The sequence below is a fragment of the Microvirga ossetica genome (assembly GCF_002741015.1).
Classification (GTDB): Bacteria; Pseudomonadota; Alphaproteobacteria; order Rhizobiales; family Beijerinckiaceae; genus Microvirga; species Microvirga ossetica.
The window spans coordinates 3,628,717-3,654,003 of the sequence record NZ_CP016616.1 but is presented as its reverse complement, the minus strand read 5'-3'; the positions used below and the strand labels follow the sequence as shown (position 1 = coordinate 3,654,003).

The 25,287-nt window shown below is 66.4% G+C and carries 27 protein-coding genes; 20 read left to right on the top strand and 7 right to left on the bottom strand.

Annotated elements, in window-relative coordinates; all coding sequences use genetic code 11:
• Positions 1–156: 156 nt before the first annotated feature.
• Entirely contained in the window at positions 157–924 is a 768-nt protein-coding gene (gene nth / locus BB934_RS17340) for an endonuclease III (protein WP_099510754.1), read from the bottom strand.
• A 20-nt stretch (positions 925–944) separates the two neighbouring features.
• Between nth and BB934_RS17335 the strand changes: the two genes are divergently transcribed.
• Positions 945–1,454, top strand: a complete 510-nt coding sequence (locus tag BB934_RS17335; RefSeq protein ID WP_099510753.1) for a DUF2244 domain-containing protein — start codon at positions 945–947, stop codon at positions 1,452–1,454.
• Between the two features lie 796 nt (positions 1,455–2,250).
• Positions 2,251–3,147, top strand: coding sequence for a methylated-DNA--[protein]-cysteine S-methyltransferase (locus BB934_RS17325; protein WP_099510751.1), 897 nt, complete (start codon positions 2,251–2,253; stop codon positions 3,145–3,147).
• On the opposite strand, the gene BB934_RS17320 is transcribed toward BB934_RS17325, so the two are convergent.
• Positions 3,144–3,536 (bottom strand): hypothetical protein, encoded by a 393-nt coding sequence (locus BB934_RS17320; RefSeq protein WP_099510750.1) that lies wholly within the window; start codon positions 3,534–3,536, stop codon positions 3,144–3,146. The genes BB934_RS17325 and BB934_RS17320 overlap by 4 nt on opposite strands.
• Positions 3,537–3,766: 230 nt before the next feature.
• Here BB934_RS17320 and BB934_RS17315 point away from each other — a divergent pair, with 230 nt between their 5' ends.
• Entirely contained in the window at positions 3,767–4,507 is a 741-nt protein-coding gene (locus BB934_RS17315) for an ankyrin repeat domain-containing protein (RefSeq protein WP_099510749.1), read from the top strand.
• Positions 4,508–4,511: 4 nt separating this feature from the next.
• On the opposite strand, the gene BB934_RS17310 is transcribed toward BB934_RS17315, so the two are convergent.
• Positions 4,512–4,940 carry a GFA family protein gene (locus tag BB934_RS17310; RefSeq protein WP_157934211.1) on the bottom strand — a complete coding sequence of 143 codons (429 nt, stop codon included), beginning with the start codon at positions 4,938–4,940 and terminating at the stop codon, positions 4,512–4,514.
• Positions 4,941–5,256: 316 nt separating this feature from the next.
• Here BB934_RS17310 and dnaK point away from each other — a divergent pair, with 316 nt between their 5' ends.
• The 11 genes from dnaK to BB934_RS17255 all read left to right on the top strand — a co-directional run bounded on the left by dnaK (position 5,257) and on the right by BB934_RS17255 (position 14,361).
• A complete protein-coding gene (gene dnaK, locus BB934_RS17305; protein ID WP_099510747.1) occupies positions 5,257–7,176 on the top strand; it encodes a molecular chaperone DnaK in 1,920 nt (639 codons plus the stop codon).
• Between the two features lie 87 nt (positions 7,177–7,263).
• Complete coding sequence (locus BB934_RS17300) at positions 7,264–7,455, top strand: YdeI/OmpD-associated family protein (RefSeq protein WP_099512961.1); 192 nt, start codon at positions 7,264–7,266, stop codon at positions 7,453–7,455.
• Between the two features lies 1 nt (position 7,456).
• Entirely contained in the window at positions 7,457–8,605 is a 1,149-nt protein-coding gene (gene dnaJ, locus BB934_RS17295; RefSeq protein WP_099510746.1) for a molecular chaperone DnaJ, read from the top strand.
• Between the two features lie 65 nt (positions 8,606–8,670).
• A complete protein-coding gene (locus BB934_RS17290) occupies positions 8,671–9,294 on the top strand; it encodes a class I SAM-dependent methyltransferase (RefSeq protein ID WP_099510745.1) in 624 nt (207 codons plus the stop codon).
• A gap of 8 nt (positions 9,295–9,302) precedes the next feature.
• Positions 9,303–10,028: an orotidine-5'-phosphate decarboxylase gene (pyrF, locus tag BB934_RS17285; RefSeq protein ID WP_173909463.1), complete on the top strand. Its 726-nt coding sequence runs from the start codon at positions 9,303–9,305 to the stop codon at positions 10,026–10,028.
• A 160-nt stretch (positions 10,029–10,188) separates the two neighbouring features.
• Positions 10,189–10,476 carry a DUF1330 domain-containing protein gene (locus BB934_RS17280; RefSeq protein WP_099510743.1) on the top strand — a complete coding sequence of 96 codons (288 nt, stop codon included), beginning with the start codon at positions 10,189–10,191 and terminating at the stop codon, positions 10,474–10,476.
• Between the two features lie 3 nt (positions 10,477–10,479).
• On the top strand, positions 10,480–10,782 hold the full coding sequence (locus tag BB934_RS17275; RefSeq protein ID WP_099510742.1) for a DUF1330 domain-containing protein: 303 nt from the start codon (positions 10,480–10,482) through the stop codon (positions 10,780–10,782).
• 224 nt (positions 10,783–11,006) lie between these two features.
• Entirely contained in the window at positions 11,007–11,813 is an 807-nt protein-coding gene (gene dapB, locus BB934_RS17270; protein ID WP_099512959.1) for a 4-hydroxy-tetrahydrodipicolinate reductase, read from the top strand.
• A 187-nt stretch (positions 11,814–12,000) separates the two neighbouring features.
• Complete coding sequence (locus tag BB934_RS17265; RefSeq protein ID WP_099510741.1) at positions 12,001–12,621, top strand: 2,3-bisphosphoglycerate-dependent phosphoglycerate mutase; 621 nt, start codon at positions 12,001–12,003, stop codon at positions 12,619–12,621.
• Positions 12,622–12,735: 114 nt separating this feature from the next.
• Positions 12,736–13,392, top strand: coding sequence for an alpha-ketoglutarate-dependent dioxygenase AlkB family protein (locus BB934_RS17260; RefSeq protein WP_418294698.1), 657 nt, complete (start codon positions 12,736–12,738; stop codon positions 13,390–13,392).
• Between the two features lie 30 nt (positions 13,393–13,422).
• Positions 13,423–14,361, top strand: a complete 939-nt coding sequence (locus BB934_RS17255) for a hypothetical protein (protein WP_099510740.1) — start codon at positions 13,423–13,425, stop codon at positions 14,359–14,361.
• Positions 14,362–14,369: 8 nt separating this feature from the next.
• Here the strand turns inward: BB934_RS17255 and BB934_RS17250 are convergent, their stop codons facing one another.
• The 3 genes from BB934_RS17250 to BB934_RS17240 all read right to left on the bottom strand — a co-directional run bounded on the left by BB934_RS17250 (position 14,370) and on the right by BB934_RS17240 (position 18,647).
• Positions 14,370–15,005, bottom strand: coding sequence for a trimeric intracellular cation channel family protein (locus BB934_RS17250; RefSeq protein WP_237049998.1), 636 nt, complete (start codon positions 15,003–15,005; stop codon positions 14,370–14,372).
• A gap of 210 nt (positions 15,006–15,215) precedes the next feature.
• Positions 15,216–15,833, bottom strand: a complete 618-nt coding sequence (gene grpE, locus BB934_RS17245) for a nucleotide exchange factor GrpE (protein ID WP_099510739.1) — start codon at positions 15,831–15,833, stop codon at positions 15,216–15,218.
• Between the two features lie 63 nt (positions 15,834–15,896).
• Complete coding sequence (locus BB934_RS17240) at positions 15,897–18,647, bottom strand: [protein-PII] uridylyltransferase (protein ID WP_099510738.1); 2,751 nt, start codon at positions 18,645–18,647, stop codon at positions 15,897–15,899.
• Positions 18,648–18,898: 251 nt separating this feature from the next.
• Between BB934_RS17240 and BB934_RS17235 the strand changes: the two genes are divergently transcribed.
• The 4 genes from BB934_RS17235 (at position 18,899) to BB934_RS17220 (ending at position 22,236) form a co-directional block, all read left to right on the top strand.
• Positions 18,899–19,867 carry an aliphatic sulfonate ABC transporter substrate-binding protein gene (locus BB934_RS17235; protein ID WP_099512953.1) on the top strand — a complete coding sequence of 323 codons (969 nt, stop codon included), beginning with the start codon at positions 18,899–18,901 and terminating at the stop codon, positions 19,865–19,867.
• A 23-nt stretch (positions 19,868–19,890) separates the two neighbouring features.
• Positions 19,891–20,745, top strand: coding sequence for an ABC transporter permease (locus BB934_RS17230; protein WP_099510737.1), 855 nt, complete (start codon positions 19,891–19,893; stop codon positions 20,743–20,745).
• A gap of 170 nt (positions 20,746–20,915) precedes the next feature.
• Entirely contained in the window at positions 20,916–21,704 is a 789-nt protein-coding gene (locus BB934_RS17225; RefSeq protein WP_099510736.1) for an ABC transporter ATP-binding protein, read from the top strand.
• Between the two features lie 22 nt (positions 21,705–21,726).
• The gene (locus BB934_RS17220) at positions 21,727–22,236 is read left to right on the top strand and encodes an OsmC family protein (RefSeq protein ID WP_099510735.1); all 510 of its coding nucleotides are present in this window, start codon (positions 21,727–21,729) and stop codon (positions 22,234–22,236) included.
• Between the two features lie 225 nt (positions 22,237–22,461).
• On the opposite strand, the gene BB934_RS17215 is transcribed toward BB934_RS17220, so the two are convergent.
• Positions 22,462–23,724 carry a penicillin-binding protein activator gene (locus BB934_RS17215; protein WP_099510734.1) on the bottom strand — a complete coding sequence of 421 codons (1,263 nt, stop codon included), beginning with the start codon at positions 23,722–23,724 and terminating at the stop codon, positions 22,462–22,464.
• Positions 23,725–23,858: 134 nt separating this feature from the next.
• Between BB934_RS17215 and rsmI the strand changes: the two genes are divergently transcribed.
• Together rsmI and BB934_RS17205 are read left to right on the top strand one after the other, a co-directional pair.
• Positions 23,859–24,797, top strand: coding sequence for a 16S rRNA (cytidine(1402)-2'-O)-methyltransferase (gene rsmI, locus BB934_RS17210; protein WP_099510733.1), 939 nt, complete (start codon positions 23,859–23,861; stop codon positions 24,795–24,797).
• The gene (locus BB934_RS17205) at positions 24,794–25,171 is read left to right on the top strand and encodes a YraN family protein (RefSeq protein ID WP_099510732.1); all 378 of its coding nucleotides are present in this window, start codon (positions 24,794–24,796) and stop codon (positions 25,169–25,171) included. Before rsmI ends, BB934_RS17205 begins: the two co-directional genes overlap by 4 nt.
• Positions 25,172–25,287: the final 116 nt, after the last annotated feature.

Below are 25,287 nucleotides of genomic sequence, written 5' to 3'. Positions count from 1 at the left end.
GGCGTCATCCCGGACGGAGCGACAGCGGAGATCCGGGATCGTTCAACGAGTGCAGCGCGATCAGCCCTCCAGCCCTCATGGAGGGAGGGGACACCCGCGCTATATCCGTTTTGCGATCCCGGATCGGCTTCGCCGTCCGGGATGACGGAATAGAACCTACGGAATCGTCTTGTCCGGATAGCGGCACAGATCGTTGATCGGGCAGCGCCAGCATTCGGGACGGCGCGCCTTGCAGATGTAGCGGCCGTGCAGGATGAGCCAGTGGTGGGCGTGGAGAAGGTACTCGTCCGGGACCAGCGCCTCGAGCGCAACCTGCGTGTCGAGCGGCGTTAGGGTGATGGCGAGCGGGATGCGGTTCGTGACGCGGAAGATATGCGTGTCGACGGCGATGCGCGGGATCTTGAAAGCGATGTTGACCACGACGCTGGCGGTCTTTCGCCCGACGCCCGGCAGGGTCTCCAGGACCTCGACGGAGTTCGGCACCTTGCCGCCGAACTCCTCCACCAGCCGCCTCGCGGTCGCGATCACGTTCTTCGCCTTGGTGTTGAAGAAGTTCAGCGTCCTGATGTGCTGGCGCAGCCCCTCCTCGCCGAGGTCGAGCATTCGTTGCGGCGTATCCGCGATGGGAAACAGGCTCCGCGTCGCCTTGTTGACGCCGACATCGGTCGATTGTGCGGAGAGTGCCACGGCGACGAGGAGCGTGTAGGCATTGGTGTGCTCGAGCTCGCCCTTGGGCTCCGGCTCGGCCGCATGGAAACGGCGGAAGATCTCGATTACCGTCGCCCGGTCGACCGGCTTCGGCGTGCGGGCGCGCACCGCCCTGCCCACGGCCTTCGCCGGAACGGCGGGCTTCGATTTGGGGGGCGCCTTGGGGGGCGCCTTGGGCTTGGAAGTGCGGCGGGGGGATGGCTTCAGATCGGACATTTATGCGTTATACTTGAGCGATGACGAGCGGCAAGGCGACATTGGGCGGGATCGACCGGTTCGAGCAGCCGGTTTTCTCGGCCGTCATCCGTCCGCACCGGTCGCTGAGCCTGCGCGGCTTCAGGATCCTCATGGTGCTGGTCTGCCTCGTCTCCGTGGCAGCGAGCCTCCCCTTCCTGATCATGGGCTTCTGGCCCGTCGCCGGCTTCTTCGGCCTCGATTTCCTCGGCCTCTACATCGCCTTCCGCGTCAGCTACCGCCAGGGCGAGGCCTTCGAACTCCTGGAGCTGACGCCGATCCGGCTCCTGTTCCGCAAGGTGAGTCCCAGGGGCGACGTCCAGGACTGGCAGTTCAACCCCCTCTGGACCCGGCTCGACCGCGAGGTCGACGACGAGTACGGGATGCAGGAGCTGTCCCTCACCTCCCGCAACGAGCATGTGGTGATCGCCCGCGACCTCTCCCCGCCGGAACGCGAGACCCTGGCGGAAGCCCTCAGCCGGGCCCTGGCGGATGTGAAGCGGGGTCATTAGACAAAACTCCAGCACCGTGGGGCCCGGAGCTTTGGGCTCCGAGCCTGTGGTGAGAGCGAGGGTGGCGCGAAGGGCGGCCCGGCTCGATGATGCATGGTGATGATGGAAGAGCCGGGAGGCCGCTTCGCGCACGGCTTTTTTAGGCGGACAGGCGGTGCCGGTTCGGCGACTGCCCGAGGCGGGAACCGCAAGGTCAGCGGCGGCCTCGACCCAATCCCTATTCAGCGGCACACAGCCTGGGCCTCCCGTCGACAGGGGTGCGAGACCTGTCACGGGACCGTGCCTGCTCCCACACTGCGACGCCTCGCGAGCGCGCCCCTCGTGCAGGAGCAGATCTTAGGCAAGGGTATAGCCGAGGTTGCCATCCCTGTCAAGAACAAAGTGAGAACATAACGTTGCCCGCGCTCCTCCGCTCACCCCCTCTCGTCACCCTCTCGTCACCCTCTCGTCACACTCCCACTGTCATGGCCGGCCTTGTGCCGGCCATCCCGATACGGAAGAGCGCACCGCCTCAACTAATCGAGATCACCGGCACAGGGCCGGTGATGACGTGGTGCGTGTGATAACCCGGTCGGGGGCATGAAGGACGGTGTCATTCCCGGCCGGAGCGCAGCGGAGGGGAAGGGAATCCATCAAACCGCTGAGCGCGCGGATGGATCCCCTTCCCTCGCTTCGCTCGCCGGGGATGACATCGGCTCCGCTCTCACCCACTTCCACACGGGGGGATCGCCACAGGAATCGGGTGTCGCCTCTCCACCGGGCTCGCTAGGATGGCTCTCAATCAAGGATGAAAGTCATGCTCGATACATTGCGCGACATCACCATCGACCCGGGCGCCTTCACGGTGCCGGACGAGCCGCATTCGGATTACGAGCGGGTGCGCCGGATCATCGCGTTCATCTCGGAGCGCTGGCGCGAGCAGCCTTCGCTGGAGGCGATCGCGGACCATGTGGGGCTCTCCACCACCCATGTGCACCACCTTTTCCGGCGCTGGGCGGGCCTGAGCCCGAAGGCCTTCCTGCAGGCGCTGACCCTCGACAATGCCAAGGCGTTGCTCGCCGATTCCGCGAGCGTGCTCGATGCCACCTACGAGGTCGGCCTCTCCGGCCCGGCCCGGCTGCACGACCTCTTCGTCACCCACGAGGCCATGACGCCGGGCGACTACAAGGCGGCGGGCGCAGGCCTCGTCATGCGCTACGGCTTCCACCCCTCCCCCTTCGGCGAGGCGGTGCTGATCGCGACCGACCGCGGCCTTGCCGGCCTCGGCTTCGTCGATGACGGCGACCGGCAGGCGGCGCTCGCGGATCTCACCCGCCGCTGGCCCAAGGCCGAATACGTAGAGGACGAGGCCGCCACCGCGCCGCTCGCGAAGCGCGTCTTCAACCCGTCGCAATGGCAGGCGGAGCAGCCCCTGCGGGTCGTGCTGATCGGCACCGATTTCGAGGTCCGGGTCTGGCAGACCCTGCTGCGGATCCCACGCGACCGGGCCACCACCTATTCGGACATCGCCCGCCATATCGGCAAGCCCGCCGCCTGCCGGGCGGTCGGTGCGGCGGTGGGCAAGAACCCGGTCTCCTTCGTCGTCCCCTGCCACCGGGTGCTCGGCCGGTCCGGCGCGCTGACCGGCTACCACTGGGGCCTGACCCGCAAGCAGGCCATCCTGGGCTGGGAGGCTGGACGGAAAGCGGCCTAAGGAGCGCTTCCGGTTCCGACGAGTCCGAGCCGCAGCTTGAGGAGGGATGCGGCGCCGGGCGGCAGGATGGCGCATTGGGTGACGTGGAACACGCTGTTGTCGACCCTCTGATAGGACCGGCCGCACCAATGGCCGCCGTTCGTTTCACCGCTATCGCCGCTCAGCGCCCGGTACTGGATCGTGTAGCCCGGCACCTCGACCCATTCCCCATCGACGAGCATGCGCACGCCGGTCGGCGTCACGCGATAGCGCGCCGGCCGGCAATCCTTGTCGTCGCAACAGCTGTTGCCCCACGAATCCGTCAGATGCGAGTAGATGTCGTGGGCTTCGGTCGGATGGCAGAGCGCCACCGCAACGACGACTGAGGAGAGGAGAAGCTTAAGGGCCATGACCACTTCCGCGCGGGACGAGTCAGGGGCGCTCGTGAGAGCGTCGAGGGAACGCGACGAGGTCTCATTCTAACCCAGGCAGACACCGTCGGCACCCGGAAATACGGGGCATCCGCATCGCCGATTGTGAGCCGGGAGGTCCATGGATCTGCTACAGGCGCCAGGCGACGTGTGCTAAACTCCCGTCCGCAACGGAGGATCTGCGGATCCTGTGACGGGAGGGCGCCATCATGAAATGGCCGGTCCATCTCATCTCTGGCATGCTGGTTGCGTTTTCACTGCAAGATCCCGGACAGGCAGACGAGCTGCACGATGCGGTCATCGCCGGGAAAGCGGACGCCGTCGAAGCCCTGCTCATCGCCGGCGCCGACGTCAACGCGCCCGGGGACCTCGGATCGCCGCTCCATCTGGCCGCGTTCGACGGCAATGTCGAAATAGCCAGGCTCCTGATCGCCAAACAGGCTGACGTGAACGCGCGTCATGAGGCAGACGGCGCCCGCCCCTTGCATGTCGCCGCCAACTACAACCATGCAACCCTCGCGGCCCTGCTCCTGGACAATGGCGCCGAAATCGACGCCCGCGATGCGACCGCGCGAACCCCTTTGTTCGTGGCGGCGAGATTGGGCCATGTCGACACGGCGAGGCTGCTGCTGGCCAGAGGAGCCGACGTCAATGCGCGGAGTGCCAGTCAAATCACCCCCCTGCATCAGGCCATCGTGAACGACAAGATCGACATGCTCGGGCTGCTTCTCGACGCCCGCCCCGATCTTGAGGCCGCAAACCAGAACGGCGAGACGCCGCTGCATGTGGCGGCCTGGGTCGGCTCGCTGCGCGCGATAGAGCTTCTCGTGGCGAAGGGCGCCAAGCTGCAATCGCGCCGGTCGGACGGTCTGACGCCCATGCTGGAGGCCCAGGGCAGCCAGCATCCGGAAGCCGCGGACCTCCTCCGGCGGCTCGGAGCGACGGAATAGGACGCTAATCCGGCTCTTCCGGATATTGACGGGCGCTCTCCGGGATGATCACGCCGGTGAGCTTGCGGGAGGTCCAGATATGGATCGCGCCCGTCAGGTCGACCGGTTCGTCGAGGGAGCCGCCCTTGACGCTGACCTCGTCCTCCCGGTCCCTGTCCCCGTGCCAGACGCGCGATCCGCAGGCCGGGCAGAAGAAGCAGGCGAGAGTCCCTCCGGAATCGGTCATGCGGGTCCAATGCTCGAGCCGGCCCGAGACGAGCCGGACATCGGCGCTTCGGGCCATCGCGGAGATCCCGAAGGCCGAGGCCGACTGCTTCTGGCACTCCCGGCAATGGCAGACATAGATTGCGTGAGGAGGGGCTGCGAGCTCGTAGCGCACCTGGCCGCATTGGCAGCCGCCCTTGAGGGAATATTTCTCCTGTGGGGGTTCCATGACCTTCCCTTTTGCCGGGGCTGCATCGAGCGCAGCGCCGCCAGAGAGGACGGCCCCGCGGACGAAAAGTTTCAGCGGCCAAGCTGGGAAACCGCCTCCATGGCAGAAGTGCAACATATGCCCGATCGGACGAATTGCCCCAATCTAGCCCTCACGTTCGTCTTGCACCCCTCAAAACCCCTTCTTATATCAGCGCCAGCACGGGGCATGGCTCGGTTTGAGGCGGTCCCGGCATTTTTGTCAGCAACATCCAGTAAGCCATGGGCCGGGCTGCTTTTAGGGCCCGGCGGTCTGCTTGAAAGTGAGGGATCCCGCCATGGGTAAGGTCATCGGTATCGACCTCGGCACTACCAATTCCTGCGTCGCTGTCATGGAAGGCACGACGCCCAAAGTCATCGAAAACGCGGAAGGCGCGCGGACGACCCCGTCCATCGTGGCCTTCACGGACGAAGGCGAGCGCCTCGTCGGCCAGCCGGCCAAGCGTCAGGCGGTCACGAACCCGTCGCGCACCTTCTTCGCCATCAAGCGCCTGATCGGGCGCACCTTCGACGATCCCATGACCAAGAAGGACATGGGCCTCGTTCCCTATCACATCATCAAGGGTCCGAACGGCGACGCCTGGGTCGAGGCCGACGGCAAGCAGTATTCGCCCTCGCAGATCTCCGCCTTCACCCTTCAGAAGATGAAGGAGACCGCCGAGTCCTATCTCGGGCAGCCGGTCACCCAGGCCGTCATCACGGTTCCGGCCTACTTTAACGACGCCCAGCGCCAGGCTACCAAGGACGCCGGCAAGATCGCCGGCCTCGAGGTCCTGCGCATCATCAACGAGCCGACCGCTGCGGCCCTGGCCTACGGCCTGGACAAGAAGCAGACCGGCATGATCGCGGTCTACGATCTGGGCGGCGGCACCTTCGACGTGTCGGTGCTCGAGATCGGCGACGGCGTGTTCGAGGTGAAGTCGACGAACGGCGACACCTTCCTCGGTGGCGAGGACTTCGACATGCGCCTCGTCGAGTACCTGGCGGCCGAGTTCAAGAAGGAGCAGGGCATCGACCTGACCAAGGACAAGCTCGCCCTGCAGCGCCTGAAGGAAGCGGCCGAGAAGGCCAAGATCGAGCTCTCCTCCGCCTCGCAGACCGAGATCAACCTGCCCTACATCACGGCGGATGCCTCCGGTCCGAAGCACCTGGCGCTCAAGCTCTCGCGCGCCAAGTTCGAGCAGCTCGTCGACGATCTCGTGCAGAAGACGATCGAGCCCTGCCGCAAGGCCCTCAAGGATGCCGGCATCTCCGCCGGCGACATCGACGAGGTGGTCCTGGTCGGCGGCATGACCCGCATGCCCAAGATCCAGGAGGTCGTGAAGACCTTCTTCGGCAAGGAGCCCCACAAGGGCGTCAACCCGGATGAGGTCGTGGCCATCGGCGCGGCGATCCAGGCCGGCGTGCTCCAGGGCGACGTGAAGGACGTCCTGCTTCTCGACGTGACCCCGCTCTCGCTCGGCATCGAGACGCTCGGCGGCGTGTTCACCCGTCTGATCGATCGCAACACGACGATCCCGACCAAGAAGAGCCAGGTGTTCTCGACCGCGGAAGACAACCAGAACGCGGTCACCATCCGCGTCTTCCAGGGCGAGCGCGAAATGGCGGCGGACAACAAGCTGCTCGGTCAGTTCGACCTCATGGGCATCCCGCCGGCACCGCGCGGAGTGCCGCAGATCGAGGTGACCTTCGACATCGACGCGAACGGCATCGTGAACGTCACGGCGAAGGACAAGGCGACCGCCAAGGAGCACCAGATCCGCATCCAGGCCTCAGGTGGTCTCTCCGACGCCGACATCGACAAGATGGTCAAGGACGCCGAGGCGCACGCCGAGGAAGACAAGAAGCGCCGCGAGCTCGTCGAGGCCAAGAACCAGGGCGAGAGCCTGATCCATGCCACGGAGAAGTCGCTCGCCGATTACGGCGACAAGGTCTCCGAATCCGACAGGCAGGGCATCACGACCGCCATCGACGCCCTCCGTCAGGCTCTTGCGGCTGAGGATTCCGAGGTCGTCAAGGCCCGCACCACGGACCTGATGCAGGCTTCCATGAAGCTGGGCGAGGCTATGTATGCCGCGCAGGCGGCTACCGGCGAAGGCGGCGAGCAGGCTCCTGAAGGCGAGGCTGCCCAGAAGGACGACGTCATCGACGCCGACTTCCAGGAAGTCGACGAGGGCGACAAGAAGAAGCGCGCTTAAACCGCATGACCGCTCTTTGAGGAATTCGGCACCCGGTTTGATGCCCGGGTGCCGTTTTCATGAATGGCCGAAAGGCTGGCACCAACAATGATGGACGTACCGCCCGATATCCGCGATGCTTTGGCTAAAGATGCCGAGGCCCGCCGCGTCTTCGACAAGCTGCTCCCTTCTCACCAGCATGAGTGTCTGCGCTGGATCGAGGAGGCGAAGAGGCGAGAGACGCGATCGAAACGGATCGGCGGCATGATGGAGCGGCTAACCGCTCCGAGGGGCGCCTGATATGTCGAAGCGCGATTACTACGAGGTTCTCGGCGTCTCGAAGACCGCGACCGATGCGGAGATGAAATCCGCCTTCCGCAAGCTCGCGATGCAATATCATCCGGACCGCAACCCGGGCGATCACGAGGCGGAGGTCAAGTTCAAGGAACTCAACGAAGCCTACCAGACCCTCTCCGACGGCCAGAAGCGCGCGGCCTATGACCGCTTCGGCCATGCGGCCTTCGCCAATGGCGGACCGGGCGGTGCAGGGCCGGGCTTCGGCGGCGACTTCTCCGACTTCATGTCGGACATCTTCGAGAATTTCTTCGGCGATGCCACCGGACGCGGCGGGCGCGGTCGGAGCACCGGCGGGCGCGAGCGCGGCGCCGACATGCGCTACAACCTCGAGATCTCCCTCGACGAGGCCTTCCACGGCAAGACCGCCGAACTCAAGATCCCGACCTCCATCACCTGTGAGGCGTGCTCCGGTTCCGGCGCGAAGCCGGGCTCGAAGCCCAAGGCCTGCCCCACCTGCGGCGGCGCCGGGCGCGTGCGGGCGACGCAAGGGTTCTTCTCCATCGAACGCACCTGCCCGAACTGCCATGGGCGCGGCGAGGTGATCGACGATCCGTGCGGCTCCTGCGGCGGCGCCGGCCGGGTCACCCGCGAGCGCACGCTGTCCGTCAACATCCCGGCAGGCGTCGAGGACGGCACGCGCATCCGGCTCGCCGGCGAAGGCGAGGCCGGCCTGCGCGGCGGACCCGCGGGCGATCTCTACATCTTCCTGTCGATCAAGGCCCACCCCTTCTTCCAGCGCGACGGGGCGGACCTGTTCTGCCGCGTGCCGATCTCCATGGTCACGGCGGCGCTGGGGGGCGAGTTCAGTGTTCCGACGCTCAGCGGCACCGACGCCCTCGTGAAGGTGCCCGAGGGCACCCAGACCGGCAAGCAGTTCCGCCTCAGGGGCAAGGGCATGCCGGTGCTGCGTTCCAGGGACGTGGGCGACCTCTACATCCAGGTTGTTGTGGAAACCCCGCAGAAGCTCACCAAGCGCCAGCGCGAGCTCCTGACGGAGTTCGACCAGGAGTGCTCGAAGGAGAATCACCCGGAAAGTTCCGGCTTCTTCTCGCGTTTCCGGGAGTTTATCGACGGGCTCGGTGGATCAACTTAACTTGACGGTCGTTTTCTTTGGGTTCTAAACAGCCAATGTGATCCGCCGCGCAAGGGGCCTCCTCAGTGCATCAGTCGTTTCAACGGCCAACCGCCCGGAAACTTCCCCTCAAGAAGGATCGCTTCGCCGACGAAGCCCGTTTCCTGAGGTCCTGGCTCGAGCGGCCGCTTGTCATGGGCGCGGTCACGCCCTCCGGCAAGATCCTGGCGCGGACCATGGCATCCTTCGTGGATCCGCGCATCCCGGGCCCCGTCATCGAGCTTGGCCCCGGCACGGGACCTGTCACCGATGCCCTGATCCGGCGCGGCGTGGCGCAGGACCGGCTCGTCCTGATCGAATACAATCCCGAATTCTGCCAGCTCCTGAAGCGCCGCTTCCCGAAGGCGACCATCGTCCAGGGCGATGCCTACGATCTCAAGGAGACGCTCTCGGGCATCCTCCAGGAACCGGCCGCGGCCACCGTATCGAGCCTGCCGCTCTTCACCAAGCCCATGGACCAGCGCCTCGACCTTCTGGAGATGGCGCAGGAGCTGATGCATCCGGGCGCGCCCTTCATCCAGTTCACCTATGCGGTGGTGCCCCCGATCCCGGCGCGCTCCAAGAGCTATAAGGCTCGGGCCTCCAACCGGATCTGGCGCAACCTGCCCCCGGCCCGCGTGTGGGTCTACAACAAGGTCAATCATCCATGAGCGCTGCGATGTCTCTCCCGACGAATCCCGTCCCGACCGGAGACATTCGCGACAAGCTCATCATCGGCCTCGACGTTCCCTCCGTGGAGGAAGCGCGTTCCGTCGTCACCCGCATCGGCGATGCCGGCACCTTCTACAAGATCGGCTACCAACTGGCCTATGCCGGCGGCTTCGGATTCGCCCGCGAACTGATCGGCCAGGGCAAGAAGGTCTTCCTCGACCTCAAGCTCCACGATATCGGCAATACCGTCGAGGCGGGCGTGCGCTCGGTGGCGAGGCTCGGCGCAACCTTCCTCACCGTCCACGCCTATCCCCAGACTATGCGCGCAGCCGTCGCCGGAAAAGCAGGCACGAACCTGAAGATCCTCGCGGTGACGGTGCTCACGTCCTATGACGACAACGACCTCGTCGAGGCGGGCTATGTACCGGTTCCGGCGGCAGAGCTCGTCGCCCGCCGAGCCGGACAGGCGCGCGACCTCGGCATCGACGGCATCGTCTGCGCCGCGACGGAAGCGGAGCGCGTGCGCGCCATCCTCGGGCCGGACCGCCTGATCGTCACCCCCGGCATCCGCCCGGCGGGAGCGGATGCCGGCGACCAGAAGCGCATCGTCACACCAGCGGAAGGCATCCGTCTCGGCGCCAACCATCTCGTGGTGGCCCGGCCCATCGTGAAGGCCGCCGATCCCAGGGCGGCGGTGGAAGCCATCGTGCGCGAGATCGCTCAAGCATCGTAAACCTAAAGTCAACACGGCGTTTTCCCCTCCCCCTTGTGGGGAGGGCCAGGGTGGGGGTGCCAGCGCCAGACGTTCATAGGCTATCGCCCACACCCCCACCTCCAACTCCTCCCCACAAGGGGGAGGAGGGTTTCCTTCCACGACATAAGAGGAGCGCTCCATGCCCAAAGGCTATGTCATTGCCCGCGTCACCGTCACCAATCCCGAGGCTTACGCGGAATACGCCAAGGGCGCGACGGAGGCGATCCGCCAGTATGGCGGCCGGCCGCTGGTACGCGGCGGAGCCTACGAGGCGCTCGAAGGCGAGGCGCGCCCGCGCAACGTGGTGATCGAGTTCGACTCCGTCGAGCAGGCCCGCACCTATTATAACTCGCCGGAATATCAGGCCGCCAAGGCCAAGCGCGAGGGCGCCTGCGTCGCCGAATTCGTGCTGGTGGAAGGAGCGTAAGCGATGAAGGGCTATTGGATCGGCCGCGTCGACGTCTCGAACCCCGACGCCTATCAGAATTACGTGAAGGCCAATGCCGTCCCCTTCGCCAAATACGGCGCCCGCTTCCTGGTGCGCGGCGGCACGTATCGCGTGGCCGAAGGCGGCGCACGCGCCCGCAACGTGGTGATCGAGTTTCCGTCCTATCAGGCGGCCTTGGAATGCTGGGACTCGCCCGAGTACCAGGCCGCGAAGGCCGAGCGCGACGGCCACGCGGTCGCCGACATCATCATCATCGAAGGCTATGAAGGGCCGCAGCCGGGTTGACGTGCGCCCTTCCCCTCTCCCCTCTGCGGGAGAGGGTGGCCCTCGCGTCAGCGAGGGTCGGGAGAGGGCCGCGCTCAATCGTCGAACGCCCCCTCTCCCGGCTCACTTCGTTCGCCACCCTCCCCCGCAAAGGGGGGAGGGTTAAGGCGGCCTCCGCGCTTCTCAGCGGCACCTCGAGCCGCTATACCCTGACCCCGTAACAACAGGAGAGCGGCATGAGCGAGATGCGACTCGTCGTGGTGGGGGCAGCCGGACGCATGGGGCGCATGCTCATCAAAGCCGTGGCCGAGACCGAGGGCTGCACCCTCGTCGGCGCCATCGAGCGGGAGGGCTCCTCCGCGCTCGGTCACGATGCCGGGCTGCTCGCCGGAACCGGCCTGCTCGACGTGGACGTGACCGACGATCCGCTGCCCGTCTTCGCCCAGGCCGACGGGGTGCTCGACTTCACGGCGCCTGCCGCCACCACGGCCTTCGCGGCGCTTGCCGCCCAGGCCCGCATCGTCCACGTGATCGGCACCACCGGCCTGCAGGAGGCCGATTTCACCAAGCTGGAGGCGGCCGCGCGCCATGCGCGCATCGTCCAGTCCGGCAACATGTCGCTCGGCGTCAACCTGCTCGCGGGCCTCGTGCGCAAGGTAGCGGCGACCCTCGGAGAAGACTTCGACATCGAGATCCTCGAGATGCACCACCGCATGAAGGTGGATGCGCCATCCGGCACTGCGCTCCTCCTCGGCGAGGCGGCGGCGGAAGGCCGCAAGATCTCTCTGAAGGACCGCTCCGTGCGCAGCCGCGACGGGCATACCGGCGCGCGCAATCCCGGCGATATCGGCTTTGCGACGCTTCGCGGCGGCACCGTGGTCGGCGAGCATTCGGTGATTTTTGCGGGCGCCGGCGAGCGCCTGGAACTGGCGCATCGCGCCGAGGACCGGAGCATCTTCGCCCGCGGCGCAGTCAAGGCCGCCCTCTGGGGCTTCGACAAGAAGCCCGGCTATTACACCATGGCCGATGTTCTCGGCCTCGACCGGCTCTGACTTTTTCTTCCCTCCCCTTGCGGGGAGGGATGGAGGGTGGGGGTCGGAAAGTCGGAACGCTGCGGCTAGTAATTGAAACCATCAGTCAATACAGCCCCTGACTCTCAACCTCGCTTACCTGGTCGAACCACCCCCACCCCTACCCCTCCCCGCAAGGGGGAGGGAAGCGAAACGGAGACGCTGAGACATGAACCGCCTTCTTGTGCTTGCCCGCCACGGCCAGAGCGAATGGAACCTGAAGAACCTGTTCACCGGCTGGAAGGATCCGGGGCTCACCGATCTCGGCATCGAGGAGGCACGCAATGCCGGCCGTCGCCTGAAGGAAATGGGCGTGCAGTTCGATGTCGCCTTCACCTCCGACCTCGGGCGGGCCCAACGCACCTGCAAGCTGATCCTGGAAGAGATCGGCCAGCCGGGTCTGAAGACCATCGCGGACCAGGCCTTGAACGAGCGCGATTACGGCGATCTGTCGGGTCTCAACAAGGACGATGCCCGCGCCCGCTGGGGCGAGGAGCAGGTCCATGTCTGGCGCCGCTCCTACGACGTGCCGCCTCCCGGCGGCGAAAGCTTGAAGGATACCGTCGCCCGCGTGCTGCCCTACTACATCCGCGAGATCCTGCCCCGAGTGATGCGCGGCGAGCGCGTGCTGGTCGCCGCCCACGGCAATTCGCTGCGCGCCCTCGTGATGGTGCTCGACGGCCTCACCTCCGAGACCATCCCGAGCCTCGAGCTCGCGACCGGCATCCCGCTGGTATACGACCTCAACGACGACACCACCGTCGCCAGCAAGAAGGTGCTGGAGGGTTAGGAGGCATTACGGCCTTGTCGCACCTCATACGTCATGGCCGGGCTTGTCCCGGCCATCCCAATGCTGAAGGGCGTTGCGCGTCTCCGAATCGAGATCACCGGCACGAGGCCGGTGATGACGTCGAGAGATGGCAGGCGCCACATTAATCCCATGTCTCCCATCACCCTCGCCCCCGGCCTCACCTACCATCCCGATTACCTCGACCGTCCGGCGCAGGAGCAGCTGCTCCGGAGCCTGCGCGAGATCACGCGTCAGGCACCGCTCTTCACGCCGCGCATGCCGCGCACCGGAAAACCGTTCTCCGTGCGCATGACCAATTGCGGGCGGCTCGGCTGGGTGTCGGACGTGGAGGGTTATCGCTACCAGCCGGCGCATCCCGAGACCGGCGAGCCCTGGCCCGCCATGCCAAGCCAAGTGCTGCGCGCCTGGGAGGACCTGAGCGGCTATCCGCATCCGGCCGATGCCTGCCTGATCAATTTCTACGAGCCCACGGCCCGCATGGGGCTGCACCAGGACAAGGACGAGGAGGAGTTCGCGGCCCCCGTCGTTTCGCTCTCCCTCGGCGACACGGCGCTCTTCCGCTATGGCGGCGTGGAGCGCAAGGACCCGACGCGCTCGATCAGGCTCCGTTCCGGTGACGCGATCGTGTTCGGCGGGCCGGCACGGCTGATCTATCATGGCATCGACCGGCTGAACGCGGGAAGCTCGGACCTGCTGCCGCAGGGCGGGCGCCTCAATCTCACCTTGCGCAAGGTGGGAAAGCCGCTCTAGCCTCATACTATGAAATTCGGAGGGGCCTCCATGAAAGCTTTTGCAGCCGCCGCCTTGGGCCTCGTCCTGTCGGTGCAGGCTGGCTTCGCGGCCGAGCCGGTTTTCCCGCCCGCCTCGCGGATCGGCCTCGTGCCGCCGGAGGAGATGACGGTGTCGAAGCGGTTCAGCGGCTTCGAGAACCCGGAGAAGGCCGCGGCCATCAACTTCGTGGAAATGCCCGCCGATGCCTATCAGCCGCTGGTGAACGGGCTGACCAAGGACGCCCTGAAGCGCCAGGGCATGAGCGAGACCTCGCGCGAGAACCTGAAGATCGGCACGCGGACGGGAATCTTGATCGGCGGCACCATGACCGGGCCGGGGGCGGGCCGCAAATGGGTGATGGCGGTCAAGGACTCGGGCGTCACCGCGCTCATCATCGCGCAGGTGCGCGGCGGGGGAGACGGCTACAGCGAAGCGCAGATGCGCGATGCCCTGAAAAGCATCGCGTTGCGCGGTCCCGTCTCCATCGAGGAGCAGGTCTCCGCCCTGCCCTTCCGGCTCGGCGACATGGCCGGCTTCCGCCCGGTGCGGGTGATGTCGGGCAACTCGGTCCTGTTCACCGATGGGCCGCAGGACATCGTCAAGGCCGTGGAGCAGCCCATGTTCATCGTGGCGGCCTCGCTCAATGTGCCGGTCCCGCCGGCCGAACGGCGCGGCCAATTCGCCCATGCGGCCCTGAACTCGAACCAGATCCTCAAGGACATCAAGGTCGAGCGCTCGGAATCCTTCCGCTTCAAGGGCCAGGACTGGCACGAGATCGTCGCCAAGGCGGTCGAGGTGGAATCGGGCCAGCCGATCATCGTGATGCAGACCATCCGTTTCGAGCCCGACCGCTACGTGCGCATGGTGGGCCTCTCCCGGGTCGAGCAGCGCGACCGGAACCTGCCACGCTTCCGCAACGTCATCGATGGGATCGATCTCAGTCCCTAATCCCTTGCCTAGTCCCGTGCCGGGAAGGCCGGCAGCGACCAGCCGCGCAGGATGGCGAGCGCCCGCAGCGTGAAGGCGGCCGCGAAGCCGGCGGCAGCGCAGAGGAAGGCATCGAGCCCGGTCGCCAGGAGGGCGACCATGACGGCAGCGCCCAGGGCGGCGGCCGTGACGTAGATCTCCTGACGCAGCACGAGGGGCGTCGTTCCGGCAAAAATATCGCGGATGATGCCGCCGAAGGTGGCGGTGGTGGTGCCGAGCGCGACGGCGGAGAGAAGCGGAACGCCTGCCGCGAGCGCCTTGCCGGTGCCCGTGACGGCGAAGAGGGCCAACCCTAAGGCATCGGCCCAGAGAAGAAGCCGCCCCCGGCGGCCGCCTTCGATCATGGCGACCCTCCTGGGGCCGAGGGCGAAGACGAGCTCCGCCACGATCAGACAGACGAGCACGTCAGTCGGGTCCCCGACCCAGAAAACGGGCCGTGTGCCGATCAGAAGGTCCCGGATAGTGCCGCCGCCGACCCCGGTGAGCGTGGCGAGAAGGGCGAACCCGAACGGGTCCATGCCCTTGCGCGCCGCCATCAGCGCGCCGGACAGGGCGAAGACGGCAACGCCGATGGATTCGAAGGGGATGTTTTGAAGGAAGGTCACTTCTGGCCTGCATGGGCCGGCGGCACCGCCATTTTCCCTCCCCCTTGCGGGGAGGGATGAAGGGTGGGGGTGGTGCGACCGGGTGAGAGATCGACAGGTCGGCACTGTAGCGACGTCGCGCTTCCCTCACCAGAGCCAGAGGCTCGACTTTGCGACCCCCATCCCTACCCCTCCCCGCAAGGGGGAGGGAAAGGTACGGAGGCTAGTTTCTTACGACGCCGCCGAGGGGTTATCCGCCGCCTCGGAGCCGTTGCCGTTGGCAGGCGCCTTCGGACCGCCGCGGGAGACGCCGACCAGGGCCGGGCGCAGCACGCGGTCGCCGATCACGTAGCCGGACTGGACCACCTGCAGCACGGTGCCGTTGGGCACCTCCGCATTGGGGATCTCGAACATCGCCTGATGCAGGTTCGGATCGAATTTCTGGCCCTGAGGGTCGAGCTGCTTGACCCCGTGGCGCTCCAGGTTCTTCAAAAGGTCGCGCTCGGTGAGGTCGATGCCTTCGATCAGGCCCTTGAAGGAGCCTTCGGCGGTGCTGCGATCCTCCTCCGGCACGCTCTCGATGGCGCGGCGGACATTGTCGGCCACGTTGAGCATGTCGCGGGCGAAATTGGTCACGGCATAGGTGCGGGCATCGGTGATCTCGCGTGCCGTCCGGCGGCGAAGATTCTCCATGTCCGCCATCAGGCGCAGAAGCTTGTCCTTGAGATCGGCCTTCTCGGCCTCGAGAGCGGCGATCGGATCCGCTTCGGCAGCTGCCGCCGGGGCGGCATCATTGGCGGGCTCGGCCGTCTGGGCCACGTTCGGGTTTTCCGTGTCGTTCGGATTCATGGTCGACCAACTAAGATGGGATGAGAAAGGTTTCGGCTCATATCAGGTCCCTTGCGCCACAAATCAAGCGCTGCGGCGCTGGAGAGGCTCGGTTTCCTCCGCCTTGAACACCTCGAGAAGGGTCCGGGTGATGGTGGCCTGGCGGCCGACATGGGTGACTTTCGTGCCCGTCAGGTCGGTTACGTAGAACACGTCCACCGCCTTCTCGCCGAAGGTGACGATGTGGGCCGAGGCGATGTTGAGGTTGAGCTTGCCGAGAGCCGTCGTGAGGTCATAGAGCAGGCCCGGCCGGTCGAGCCCGGACACCTCGATCACGGTCTGGCGGCTCGACAGCGAGTTGTCGATGGCGACCTCCGGCGGCACGTGGAAGGCCTTCGAGCGCTCCTTCGCCGGGCGCTTGCCGTCGACGAGGTCGGCGATCTTCACCTCCCCCTTGAGCGCCTGCTCGATCGCCTTGGCGACCCGCCCGGCCCGGCGCAGCTCGTCCTCGTCCCGATCGAAGGCGCGGGACAGCACGATGGTGTCGAGCGCCATCCCGTCGGTCGTGGTGAAGATCTGCGCATCGACGATGTTGCCGCCCGAGGCCGCGCAGGCGCCGGTGATGATGGCGAGCAGGCGGGGATGGTCAGGCGACAGGATGGTGAATTCGGTGACCCCGCGGAACTGATCCGTCTCGTAGGTCGTCCGGACCGTGTGCCCGGCCCTGTCCGTTTCCCGGAGCAGCCGGGCCTGGTTCGCCCGGCGGGTCTCGTCGGTCTTGAGCCAGTAGCCGGGCGTGTGGCGGGCGGCATAGGCCTCGAATTCCGCGTCGGTCCAGTCGGGCAGCTCGGCGCGCAGCCGCTCCTGTGCGATGCGCACCCGCTCCGAGCGGGCGAGATCCACGGCCCCGCCGCCGAGAAACACCTCAGTCTCCTGGTAGAGATTGCGCAGGAGCTGACCCTTCCAGCCGGTCCAGGTGCCGGGGCCGACCGCCTTGATGTCGGCGATGGTGAGCACGAGCAGGAGCTTCAGACGCTCCATGGTCTGCACCACCTCGGCGAAGCTCTTGATGGTGGCAGGATCCGAGAGATCGCGGCTCTGGGCCGTGTTCGACATGAGCAGGTGATATTGCACGAGCCACGCCACCGTCTCGGTTTCCGCCTCGGTGAGGCCGAAGCGCGGTCCGAGCTTGCGGGCGATAGCGGCACCGGCCGTCGAATGATCCTCCGGCCGGCCCTTGGCGATATCGTGCAGGAAGACGGCGACGTAGAGCGCGCGTCGGTTGCGGATGGTCGGGAAGATCTTGTTCGCCAGCGGATGCTCGCTCTCGAGCTGGCCCGCCTCGATCTCGGTCAGCACGCCGACCGAGCGGATCAGGTGCTCGTCCACCGTGTAATGGTGATACATGTTGAACTGCATCATGGCGACGATGCGGCCGAAATCCGGGATGAGGCGCCCGAGCAATCCGGTCTCGTTCATCCGCCGCAGCACCACCTCCGGCGCGTTGCGGGAGGTGATGATCTCGAGAAAGAGCTTGTTCGCCTCCGGGTCGTTGCGCAGGTTGGGGCCGATGAGCCGCAGCGAGCGGGTGGCGAGCCGCGTCGCGTCGGGATGGATCGCGAGGTTGTGCCGGTCGGCGAGCCAGAACAGGCGGATCAGGTTGACCGGGTCGCGCTCGAAGGCTTCGTCGCAGGCGACGTTGAGACGGTTGTTGTCGACGGTGAAGTCGTCGCCCACCAGCGCCCCGCCGCGCTGGCGGCGGAAGCGGCCAAACATGCGGTCGAGCATCGGGCGGCGCTTGGTCTGGCGCGCCTCGAGCTCGGCGCAGACGATGGCCGTGAGGTCGCCGACATCCTTTGCGATGAGAAAGTACGCCTTCATGAAGCGCTCGACGGCGGACAATCCGCCGCGCGGCGCGTAGCCGATGCGCTCGGCGATGCTGCGCTGCAGGTCGAAGGTCAGGCGCTCCTCGGCGCGGCCGGTGGCGAAATGCATGTGGCAGCGCACGCGCCACAGAAACTCCTCGCAGCGCGAGAACAGGTTGAACTCGCCTTGCGTGAAGAGTCCCGCCTTCACCAGCTCCTTGGGCTCCTTCACCCGGTAGACGTATTTGGCGATCCAGAACAGCGTGTTGAGGTCGCGCAGGCCGCCCTTGCCGTCCTTCACGTTCGGCTCGACGAGGTAGCGCGAAGCGCCGGCCTTGGCGACGCGGGCGTCACGCTCCTTGAGCTTGGCGTCCACGAATTCCGCCGCTGAGGTCGCGACGATTTCCTGCTCGAAGCGCTTCTCCAGGTTGTCGAAGAGCTCCCGGTCGCCGAAGAGAAAGCGCGCTTCGAGCAGGGAGGTGCGGATCGTCATGTCCCCATGCGCCTCGCGCAGGCATTCCTCGACCGAGCGGGTCGCGTGGCCGACCTTCAGCTTGAGGTCCCACAGCACGTAGAGCATCGCCTCGACGACGCTCTCGCCCCAGGCGGTCTGCTTGTAGGGCAGCAGGAACAGGAGATCGACATCCGAGCCCGGCGCCAGGGTCCCGCGCCCGTAGCCGCCGGTCGCCGCCACGGCGAGACGCTCGCCGGAGGAGGGGTTGGCCGCCGGATAGAGATGCCGGACCACCGCGTCGTGGACGATGCGCACCAGCTCGTCCATCCGGTCGCAGAAATAGCGGGCGCAGACGAGGCCGTTATTGCTCTCGAGAAGCTTCCCTTGAGCCTCCCGGTGCGCCTCTTCGAGGAGATTCTTCAGCTCGGGCACGAGCTTGGCGCGCAAGTCCGCGGCATCGCGGATCGGCTGGGAACCGAGGCTTTTCAGGACGCTCTTGGCACTATGGGCTGGCATGGAACAACCGTCTGCGAGGAACAGTTTTGACTTATACTCGATAAGCCCTCCACCCAAGGGCGGAGTGGCATTATGAGCCGAAACCGATCGAGCGTTCTTTATAGAAGATAGAGTTTGACATAAAAAACGCATGGTTCTATAAACCGGACACGCGCCGATTTGAGCATGCAGATTGCGGGCGCGAAACAAGTGCAGCTAAAGCGCCGGGCGCCTCGAACGATGCTCCCATGCGCCAAACATGGGACGAAACAATGAGCCTGACCCGCCGCCTCCTCATCGCCGCTTCTCTCGCCACCGGCCTTGCCTCCCTCGCCACCGCCGCCTCGGCGCAGGTGAAGGAAATCCGCATCGATTACGCCACCTACAACCCGGTCAGCCTCGTCCTGAAGGACAAGGGCTTCCTGGAGAAGGAGCTCGAAAAGGACGGCATCAAGGTCCGCTGGGTACAGTCGCTCGGCTCCAACAAGGCGCTCGAATTCCTCAATGCGGGCTCGATCGATTTCGGCTCCACCGCCGGCGCCGCCGCCCTGATCGGCAAGATCAACGGCAACCCGATCAAGTCGATCTACGTCTATTCCCGCCCCGAATGGACGGCGCTCGTGACCCGCAAGGACACCGGCATCACCAAGGTCGAGGACCTGAAGGGCAAGCGCGTCGCCGTGACCCGCGGCACCGATCCGCACATCTTCCTCGTGCGCGCCCTGCAGGAGGCCAAGCTCACCGAGAAGGACGTGAAGCTCGTTCTGCTCCAGCATCCTGACGGCCGCACGGCGCTCGAGCGCGGCGACGTCGATGCGTGGGCCGGCCTCGACCCGCTGATGGCGGCCGCCGAAGTGGAAAGCGGCGCGCAGCTGTTCTACCGCAACGCCGGCGCCAACACCTGGGGCGTGCTCAACGTTTCGGAATCCTTCGCCAAGGACAATCCGGCTCTCGTCGAGCGCGTGCTCAAGGCCTATGAGGAAGCCCGCAAGTACTCGCTCGCCAACAAGGACGACCTGAAGAAGACGCTGGTCACCTACACGAAGCTGTCCGATGCGGTGATCGAGCGCCAGCTCGAGCGCACGGAGCTCACGCATTCCTCGATCGGCCAGCCGCAGACCGACACGATCCTCGCCGCGGGTCTCGCCCTGCAGCAGGCCGGCGTCATCACTCCCGAGACCAATGTGCGCGCCGCCGTCGATTCCCTCATCGACCGCCGCTTCGCCACCGCATCGCGCTGATGTCTTCATCGCGGGAGAGCGCCGTGACAGGCAACGCTGTAAGCAACGCCTGGTCCTCCCATGAGGGTGCCGCCGCTCTCGCGGCCCCTGACTTAACCGAGAAGCGACGCGCCTTCGACTGGCGCATCCTTCTCGGCTTTTTATTGCCCATCGCCATCGCCTTCCTCTGGGAGGCCGTCGTCTCGCTCGGCCTTGCGGAAGGGCGCCTTGTGCCGCCGCCGAGCCGCATCATCGCGACGCTCTGGGGCCTCGCGGAAACCGGCGAATTGTGGACCCATGCCTGGATGACGCTCTGGCGCGTTCTCGTCGGATTCGTCACCGGGGCCGTTGCGGGAATCGCGCTCGGCGCGCTTTCCGGTTCCAGCCAGACCATGCGGCGTCTGCTCGATCCGACGCTGCAGGCTCTGCGCGCCATTCCCTCCATCGCCTGGGTGCCGCTGTTCATTCTCTGGCTCGGCATCTTCGAAGCCTCGAAAGTGGCGCTCATCGCCGTCGGCGTGTTCTTCCCCGTTTATCTCGGCATCGCGGGCGCGATCCTCTCCGTCGACCGCAAGCTCGTCGAAGTCGGCCATGTGTTCCGTCTCTCGCGCGTCCAGCTCGCCCGGCGCATCCTGCTGCCGGCGGTTCTGCCGGAGGCCGTGATCGCCCTGCGCTCGGGCCTCGGCCTCGGCTTCATGTTCGTGGTCGCCGCCGAATTCATGGGCGCATCGGAAGGCCTCGGCTATCTGCTCGTCGACGGCCAGCAGATGGGCAAGCCCGACCAGATCCTCGCCGCCATCATCGCCTTCGCGCTCCTCGGCAAGACCGCCGACAGCCTGCTCGTCGCCGGCACCAAGCCGCTCGTGCGCTGGCAGGACACCGTGCGGGAGCGGTTGTGATGCAACTTTCAACCAAAGGCCGGACCACCAGCAATCCTCATCCTGAGGAGCCGCATAGCGGCGTCTCGAAGGACGAGGGTTGCGTGTTCAGTGCACGCTGGACCCTCCTTCGAGACGGTGCTTCGCACCTCCTCAGGATGAGGTCGGTGTATCGTGCGCGAGGTCATTAGATGCTTTTCCTCGAACACCTCTCAAAGACCTATGCCGACGGCACGCGGGCGCTCTCCGATATTAATCTCACCGTGCAGGAAGGCGAGATCGTCTCGCTGATCGGCGGCTCGGGCTGCGGCAAGACCACGCTCTTACGCCTCGTCGCCGGCCTCGATCGGGAAAGCGCTGGGCGTATCCGCCTCGACGGCGAGGTGCTGTCGGGCCCTCATCCGGACGTGGGCATCGTGTTCCAGGAGCCGCGCCTGCTGCCCTGGCTGTCGGTTTTCGACAACATCGCCTTCGGCCTCGACGGCGTGAGCGCTTCGGAACGAAAGGCGCGCGTTTCGCATGCGCTCGACAAGATCGGATTGTCCGAGCATGCGGACCGCTGGCCGCGCGATCTCTCGGGCGGCCAGCAGCAGCGCGTCTCCATCGCGCGCGCTTTCGTCACCAACCCGAAGGTGCTCCTTCTCGACGAGCCGTTCTCGGCGCTCGATGCCTTCACCCGCGCCAGCCTGCACGAGCACCTGCTCGGGCTGTGGGAAGAAACGCGCCCGACCGTGGTGCTCGTCACGCACGACGTGCAGGAGGCGGTGACGCTCGCGGATCGTGCCGTCGTGATGCAGCCGAAACCCGGCCGCATCTTCGATGAACTGCCGCTCACGCTGTCGCGTCCGCGCGACAAGACGGGCCTTCCCTTCGAGACCTCCGTGCGCCGCGTCTTGACGGCGCTCGACCATTCCCTCAAAGCACCTCAGCAGCAGCCCCAGCGCGAACGCGATAGGCAAGCCGCCGCGCTGTGGTGGTAAACTCGACCCAAGGACGAAAATCATGGATGCGACCGCGCTTCGCGCCCTTCAGGCGCCGTTGAAGGACCAGTACCGCAGCGACCCGGACTCCGCCGTCATCACCCTGAAGGCGCAGGGCACGCTCGATGACCAGCACATCGCCTGCAAGGTCGAGGCCGGCCGCGCGCTCGCGGTCGCGGGCCTGCACCCCGCCACCGGCGGATCCGGCGCGGAGCTGTGCTCCGGCGACATGCTGCTCGAAGCGCTCGTCGCCTGCGCCGGCGTGACCTTGAAAGCGGTGGCGACCGCGCTTGAAATCGATCTGCGCCATGGCGCCGTGAAGGCGGAAGGCGACCTCGATTTCCGCGGCACGCTGGGCGTCGACAAGACCGCGCCCGTGGGCTTCAGGAACATCCGCCTCTCCTTCGAGGTCGACACCGATGCGCCGCAGGAAAAGGTCGACCAGCTGCTCAAGCTCACCGAGCGCTACTGCGTCGTGTTCCAGAGCCTCAATAACAAGCCGGAGCTGAGTGCGACCCTGACGCGCAAGTAGGGTTGCTGCTTCGCACTGCCGTCATCCTGATGGCTTGGCCAATTCTCTCACCTCATCCTGAGGAGCAGACGTAAGTCTGCGTCTCGAAGGAGGATCCAGTGCGCGCTGGAACCTCCTTCGAGACGGTTGCTGCGCGACCTCCTCAGGATGAGGGCCAAGGATGGCTTTTCCCTCGGCGATGACGTGGGGGATGCCAAGGGTAAGGTTGAGGAAGCGGAGATGTTTCTAGTTCCCAGCCACCAAGGTTCGCGGTGCGCCGCTGATCGCGACCGCGGTGCCGCCGCGGATTTCCTGCACGGTGAGCGAGCGGCTGTTGGTGCCGTCCGGGTTGAAGCGGAAGACGCCGTCGGCGCCGGCGAAGCCCGCCGGATTGGTGAGCATGGCCTCGCTGAATCCCTGCACGCCCTGCATCCGCGCCAGGGCGGCGGCGAGCGTTACCGCATCATAGGACAGCGTCGCAAGACGGATCGGATCGGTGTTGAAGCGCGCGCGGTAGCGTTCGGCGAAGGCCTCGAAGCCGCGGTTGTCGGGCGTTGCGAACCAGCCGCCCTGCAGTGCGGGAAGCCCGAGGACGCGCGGCTCGTTCCACACGCCCGTGCCGAGGGGCTTGACGCGCATCGGATCGAAGCCCGCAACCTGCAGCGCCTGCGCGACGGCGGGAAGGCCGTCGCCGTTGTCGGGCACGAACAGCGCATCGGCCTGGGGCGCTGCGCCGCCGATGATAGGGGCGATGCGCTGCACGCCGACCTGCGGCTGCCCCGGCGGATAATGCTCGAGCGCGACGATGCGGATGCCCTGCCGCGACGCCGCCTGCTGCAGCCGCGCCTCGGCCACGCGACCGTATTGCGTCTCCGGGATCAGGGCAGCGATGGAGCGCCGGCCTTGGGACGCTGCGAAGGAGACGATGCGGTCGACCTCCTCCTGCACGAGGAAGCTCAGGAGATAGACGCCCTGGCTGGCGACGCCCGCATCGGACGAGAAGCCGATGACGGCTCTGCCGCGCTCGCGCGCCACCTGCCCCGCCGCCTGGACGGAACCGGCAAAGAGCGGGCCGACGATGAGCTCGGCGCCCTCCGCCAAGGCCTGCTGCGCGGCCGCCTGCGCGCCTTCCGGCGTGCCGAGATCGTCCTTCACGAGGAGGGTGATGTCGGAGCCCTGGGATTCGCCGAGCGCCAGTTCGGCGGCGTTGCGCATGCTCTGCGCCACCACGGCCCCCTGCCCCGCCCCGGTCATGGGCAGGATCAGGGCGACCTTGACGGGTCCTGAGCTGATGCGGATTTCGCCACCGAGCGGCGCGCCCGGCGGTGGCCCCGCAGCGTAAGCTGGCTCGGCCGATGCCGGAGCGGAAACGGGCTGGCTTGCCTTGCGTGGTGGCGACAGCCGGCTCGATCCGACGCATCCGGCGAGGGCGAGCGACCCGGCCAGAACTGCAACCCATGCAACGCGGCCCGCAGGCCACGCGGCTGTACTCGACCCTACGCGCGCCATCTCCACCCCCTTTGGAAACAGCTTCAGTCACCGCGCAGCGTGACAGCAAAAAGTAAACATTGTTTCCAATGCAGGATTTCAGGCTCGACAACCCGGCTTTTGCAGGGATGGCCTTCATGCGACAGTGACCGACGATGAGCCAGAGAATCGACAACCGGACCAAGCGGCGCGAGCCGACCGAACGGACCGCCACTTTCACCGCCTTCGGCCTTGCTGCCGAAGCCAAGCCCCTCACGCCCGGCCTCTATGTGGTCGCGACCCCCATCGGCAACCTGCAGGATGTGTCGTTCCGCGCGCTGAACGTGCTTGCCGCCGCCGATGCGGTCCTGGCCGAGGACACACGGGTGACGAAGACGCTGCTCGCCCATTACGGCATCACCACGCCGCTCGTCTCCTATCACGAGCATTCCAACGATGCCGTGCGCGAACGCATGGTCCACCGGATTAAGGAAGGGCAGGCCTTGGCCCTGGTCTCGGACGCGGGCACGCCGCTCGTGTCGGATCCCGGCTACAGGCTCGTGCAGGCGGCGATCGAGGAAGGCTTGCCCGTCACCCCGATCCCCGGCCCCTCCGCCGTGCTCACCGCGCTCGTCGCCTCGGGCCTGCCCACCGACCGCTTCTTCTTCGAAGGCTTCCTGCCGCCGAAGAGCGCCGCGCGCCGCACGCGGCTGGCCGAGATCGGCGCGATCCCCGGCACGCTCATGCTGTTCGAGGGCCCGCACCGCCTGCCCGAAATGCTGGCGGACGCCGCCGACGTGCTCGGCGAGCGGCAGGCCGTGGTGGCGCGCGAGCTCACCAAGATGTTCGAGACGATCCGGCGCGGTCCCCTGCCGGAACTGGCGCGGCAATTCGCCGAGGAAGGTCCGCCGAAGGGCGAGATCGTGGTGCTGATTGGCGAAGCGACGAAGGCGATGCATGCGGCGGAGGCCGATGCGGCCCTCAACGGCAGGCTCGAAGCGGCGCTGAAGAACCACTCGATCAAGGACGCCGCGGCGCTCGTCGCAGCCGAACTCGACCTGCCCAAGCGCGAGGTCTATGCCCGCGCTTTGATCCTCGCGAAAAAGGACGCATGAAGAGCGCGCTTGAACGCCGCCGCGCGACTTTTCAGCGCGGCCATCGCGCCGAATGGGTCGCGCTGCTGTTTCTCGTGATGAAAGGCTATCGCCCGCTGGCACGCCGCTATGCGTCCTCCGGCGGCGAGATCGACCTGATCGTCATGCGCGGCGACACCATCGCCTTCGTCGAGGTGAAGGCGCGCGGGCTCATGGACAATGCCCTCATCGCCATCACCGCCCGCAAGCGCCAGCGCTTCTCCCGCACCGCACGCGCCTGGCTCTCGCGCAACGATTGGGCCGCGACCAAGACATGGCGCGCCGACGCGGTGTTCATCGCACGGAGACGATGGCCGCAGCACATCGTGAGCGCATTCGAGCTGGAGATGCAGTGAGGGGCTGCAGCAGCCCATTGTCATTCCGGGGCGGCTCGTAGAGCCGAGCCCGGAATCCATAAACACGACAGTGATCGAGAATGGCGCTTCTGATGCCGCTACATTCTTCTTGCAAC

Coding starts and splice junctions, on each gene's coding strand:
- nth (WP_099510754.1), bottom strand. CDS start 924: ATGTCCGATCTGAAGCCATCCCCCCGCCGCACTTCCAAGCCCAAGGCG.
- BB934_RS17335 (WP_099510753.1), top strand. CDS start 945: ATGACGAGCGGCAAGGCGACATTGGGCGGGATCGACCGGTTCGAGCAG.
- BB934_RS17325 (WP_099510751.1), top strand. CDS start 2,251: ATGCTCGATACATTGCGCGACATCACCATCGACCCGGGCGCCTTCACG.
- BB934_RS17320 (WP_099510750.1), bottom strand. CDS start 3,536: ATGGCCCTTAAGCTTCTCCTCTCCTCAGTCGTCGTTGCGGTGGCGCTC.
- BB934_RS17315 (WP_099510749.1), top strand. CDS start 3,767: ATGAAATGGCCGGTCCATCTCATCTCTGGCATGCTGGTTGCGTTTTCA.
- BB934_RS17310 (WP_157934211.1), bottom strand. CDS start 4,940: ATGGAACCCCCACAGGAGAAATATTCCCTCAAGGGCGGCTGCCAATGC.
- dnaK (WP_099510747.1), top strand. CDS start 5,257: ATGGGTAAGGTCATCGGTATCGACCTCGGCACTACCAATTCCTGCGTC.
- BB934_RS17300 (WP_099512961.1), top strand. CDS start 7,264: ATGATGGACGTACCGCCCGATATCCGCGATGCTTTGGCTAAAGATGCC.
- dnaJ (WP_099510746.1), top strand. CDS start 7,457: ATGTCGAAGCGCGATTACTACGAGGTTCTCGGCGTCTCGAAGACCGCG.
- pyrF (WP_173909463.1), top strand. CDS start 9,303: ATGTCTCTCCCGACGAATCCCGTCCCGACCGGAGACATTCGCGACAAG.
- BB934_RS17280 (WP_099510743.1), top strand. CDS start 10,189: ATGCCCAAAGGCTATGTCATTGCCCGCGTCACCGTCACCAATCCCGAG.
- BB934_RS17275 (WP_099510742.1), top strand. CDS start 10,480: ATGAAGGGCTATTGGATCGGCCGCGTCGACGTCTCGAACCCCGACGCC.
- dapB (WP_099512959.1), top strand. CDS start 11,007: ATGCGACTCGTCGTGGTGGGGGCAGCCGGACGCATGGGGCGCATGCTC.
- BB934_RS17265 (WP_099510741.1), top strand. CDS start 12,001: ATGAACCGCCTTCTTGTGCTTGCCCGCCACGGCCAGAGCGAATGGAAC.
- BB934_RS17260 (WP_418294698.1), top strand. CDS start 12,736: ATGACGTCGAGAGATGGCAGGCGCCACATTAATCCCATGTCTCCCATC.
- BB934_RS17255 (WP_099510740.1), top strand. CDS start 13,423: ATGAAAGCTTTTGCAGCCGCCGCCTTGGGCCTCGTCCTGTCGGTGCAG.
- grpE (WP_099510739.1), bottom strand. CDS start 15,833: ATGAATCCGAACGACACGGAAAACCCGAACGTGGCCCAGACGGCCGAG.
- BB934_RS17240 (WP_099510738.1), bottom strand. CDS start 18,647: ATGCCAGCCCATAGTGCCAAGAGCGTCCTGAAAAGCCTCGGTTCCCAG.
- BB934_RS17235 (WP_099512953.1), top strand. CDS start 18,899: ATGAGCCTGACCCGCCGCCTCCTCATCGCCGCTTCTCTCGCCACCGGC.
- BB934_RS17225 (WP_099510736.1), top strand. CDS start 20,916: ATGCTTTTCCTCGAACACCTCTCAAAGACCTATGCCGACGGCACGCGG.
- BB934_RS17220 (WP_099510735.1), top strand. CDS start 21,727: ATGGATGCGACCGCGCTTCGCGCCCTTCAGGCGCCGTTGAAGGACCAG.
- BB934_RS17215 (WP_099510734.1), bottom strand. CDS start 23,724: ATGGCGCGCGTAGGGTCGAGTACAGCCGCGTGGCCTGCGGGCCGCGTT.
- rsmI (WP_099510733.1), top strand. CDS start 23,859: ATGAGCCAGAGAATCGACAACCGGACCAAGCGGCGCGAGCCGACCGAA.
- BB934_RS17205 (WP_099510732.1), top strand. CDS start 24,794: ATGAAGAGCGCGCTTGAACGCCGCCGCGCGACTTTTCAGCGCGGCCAT.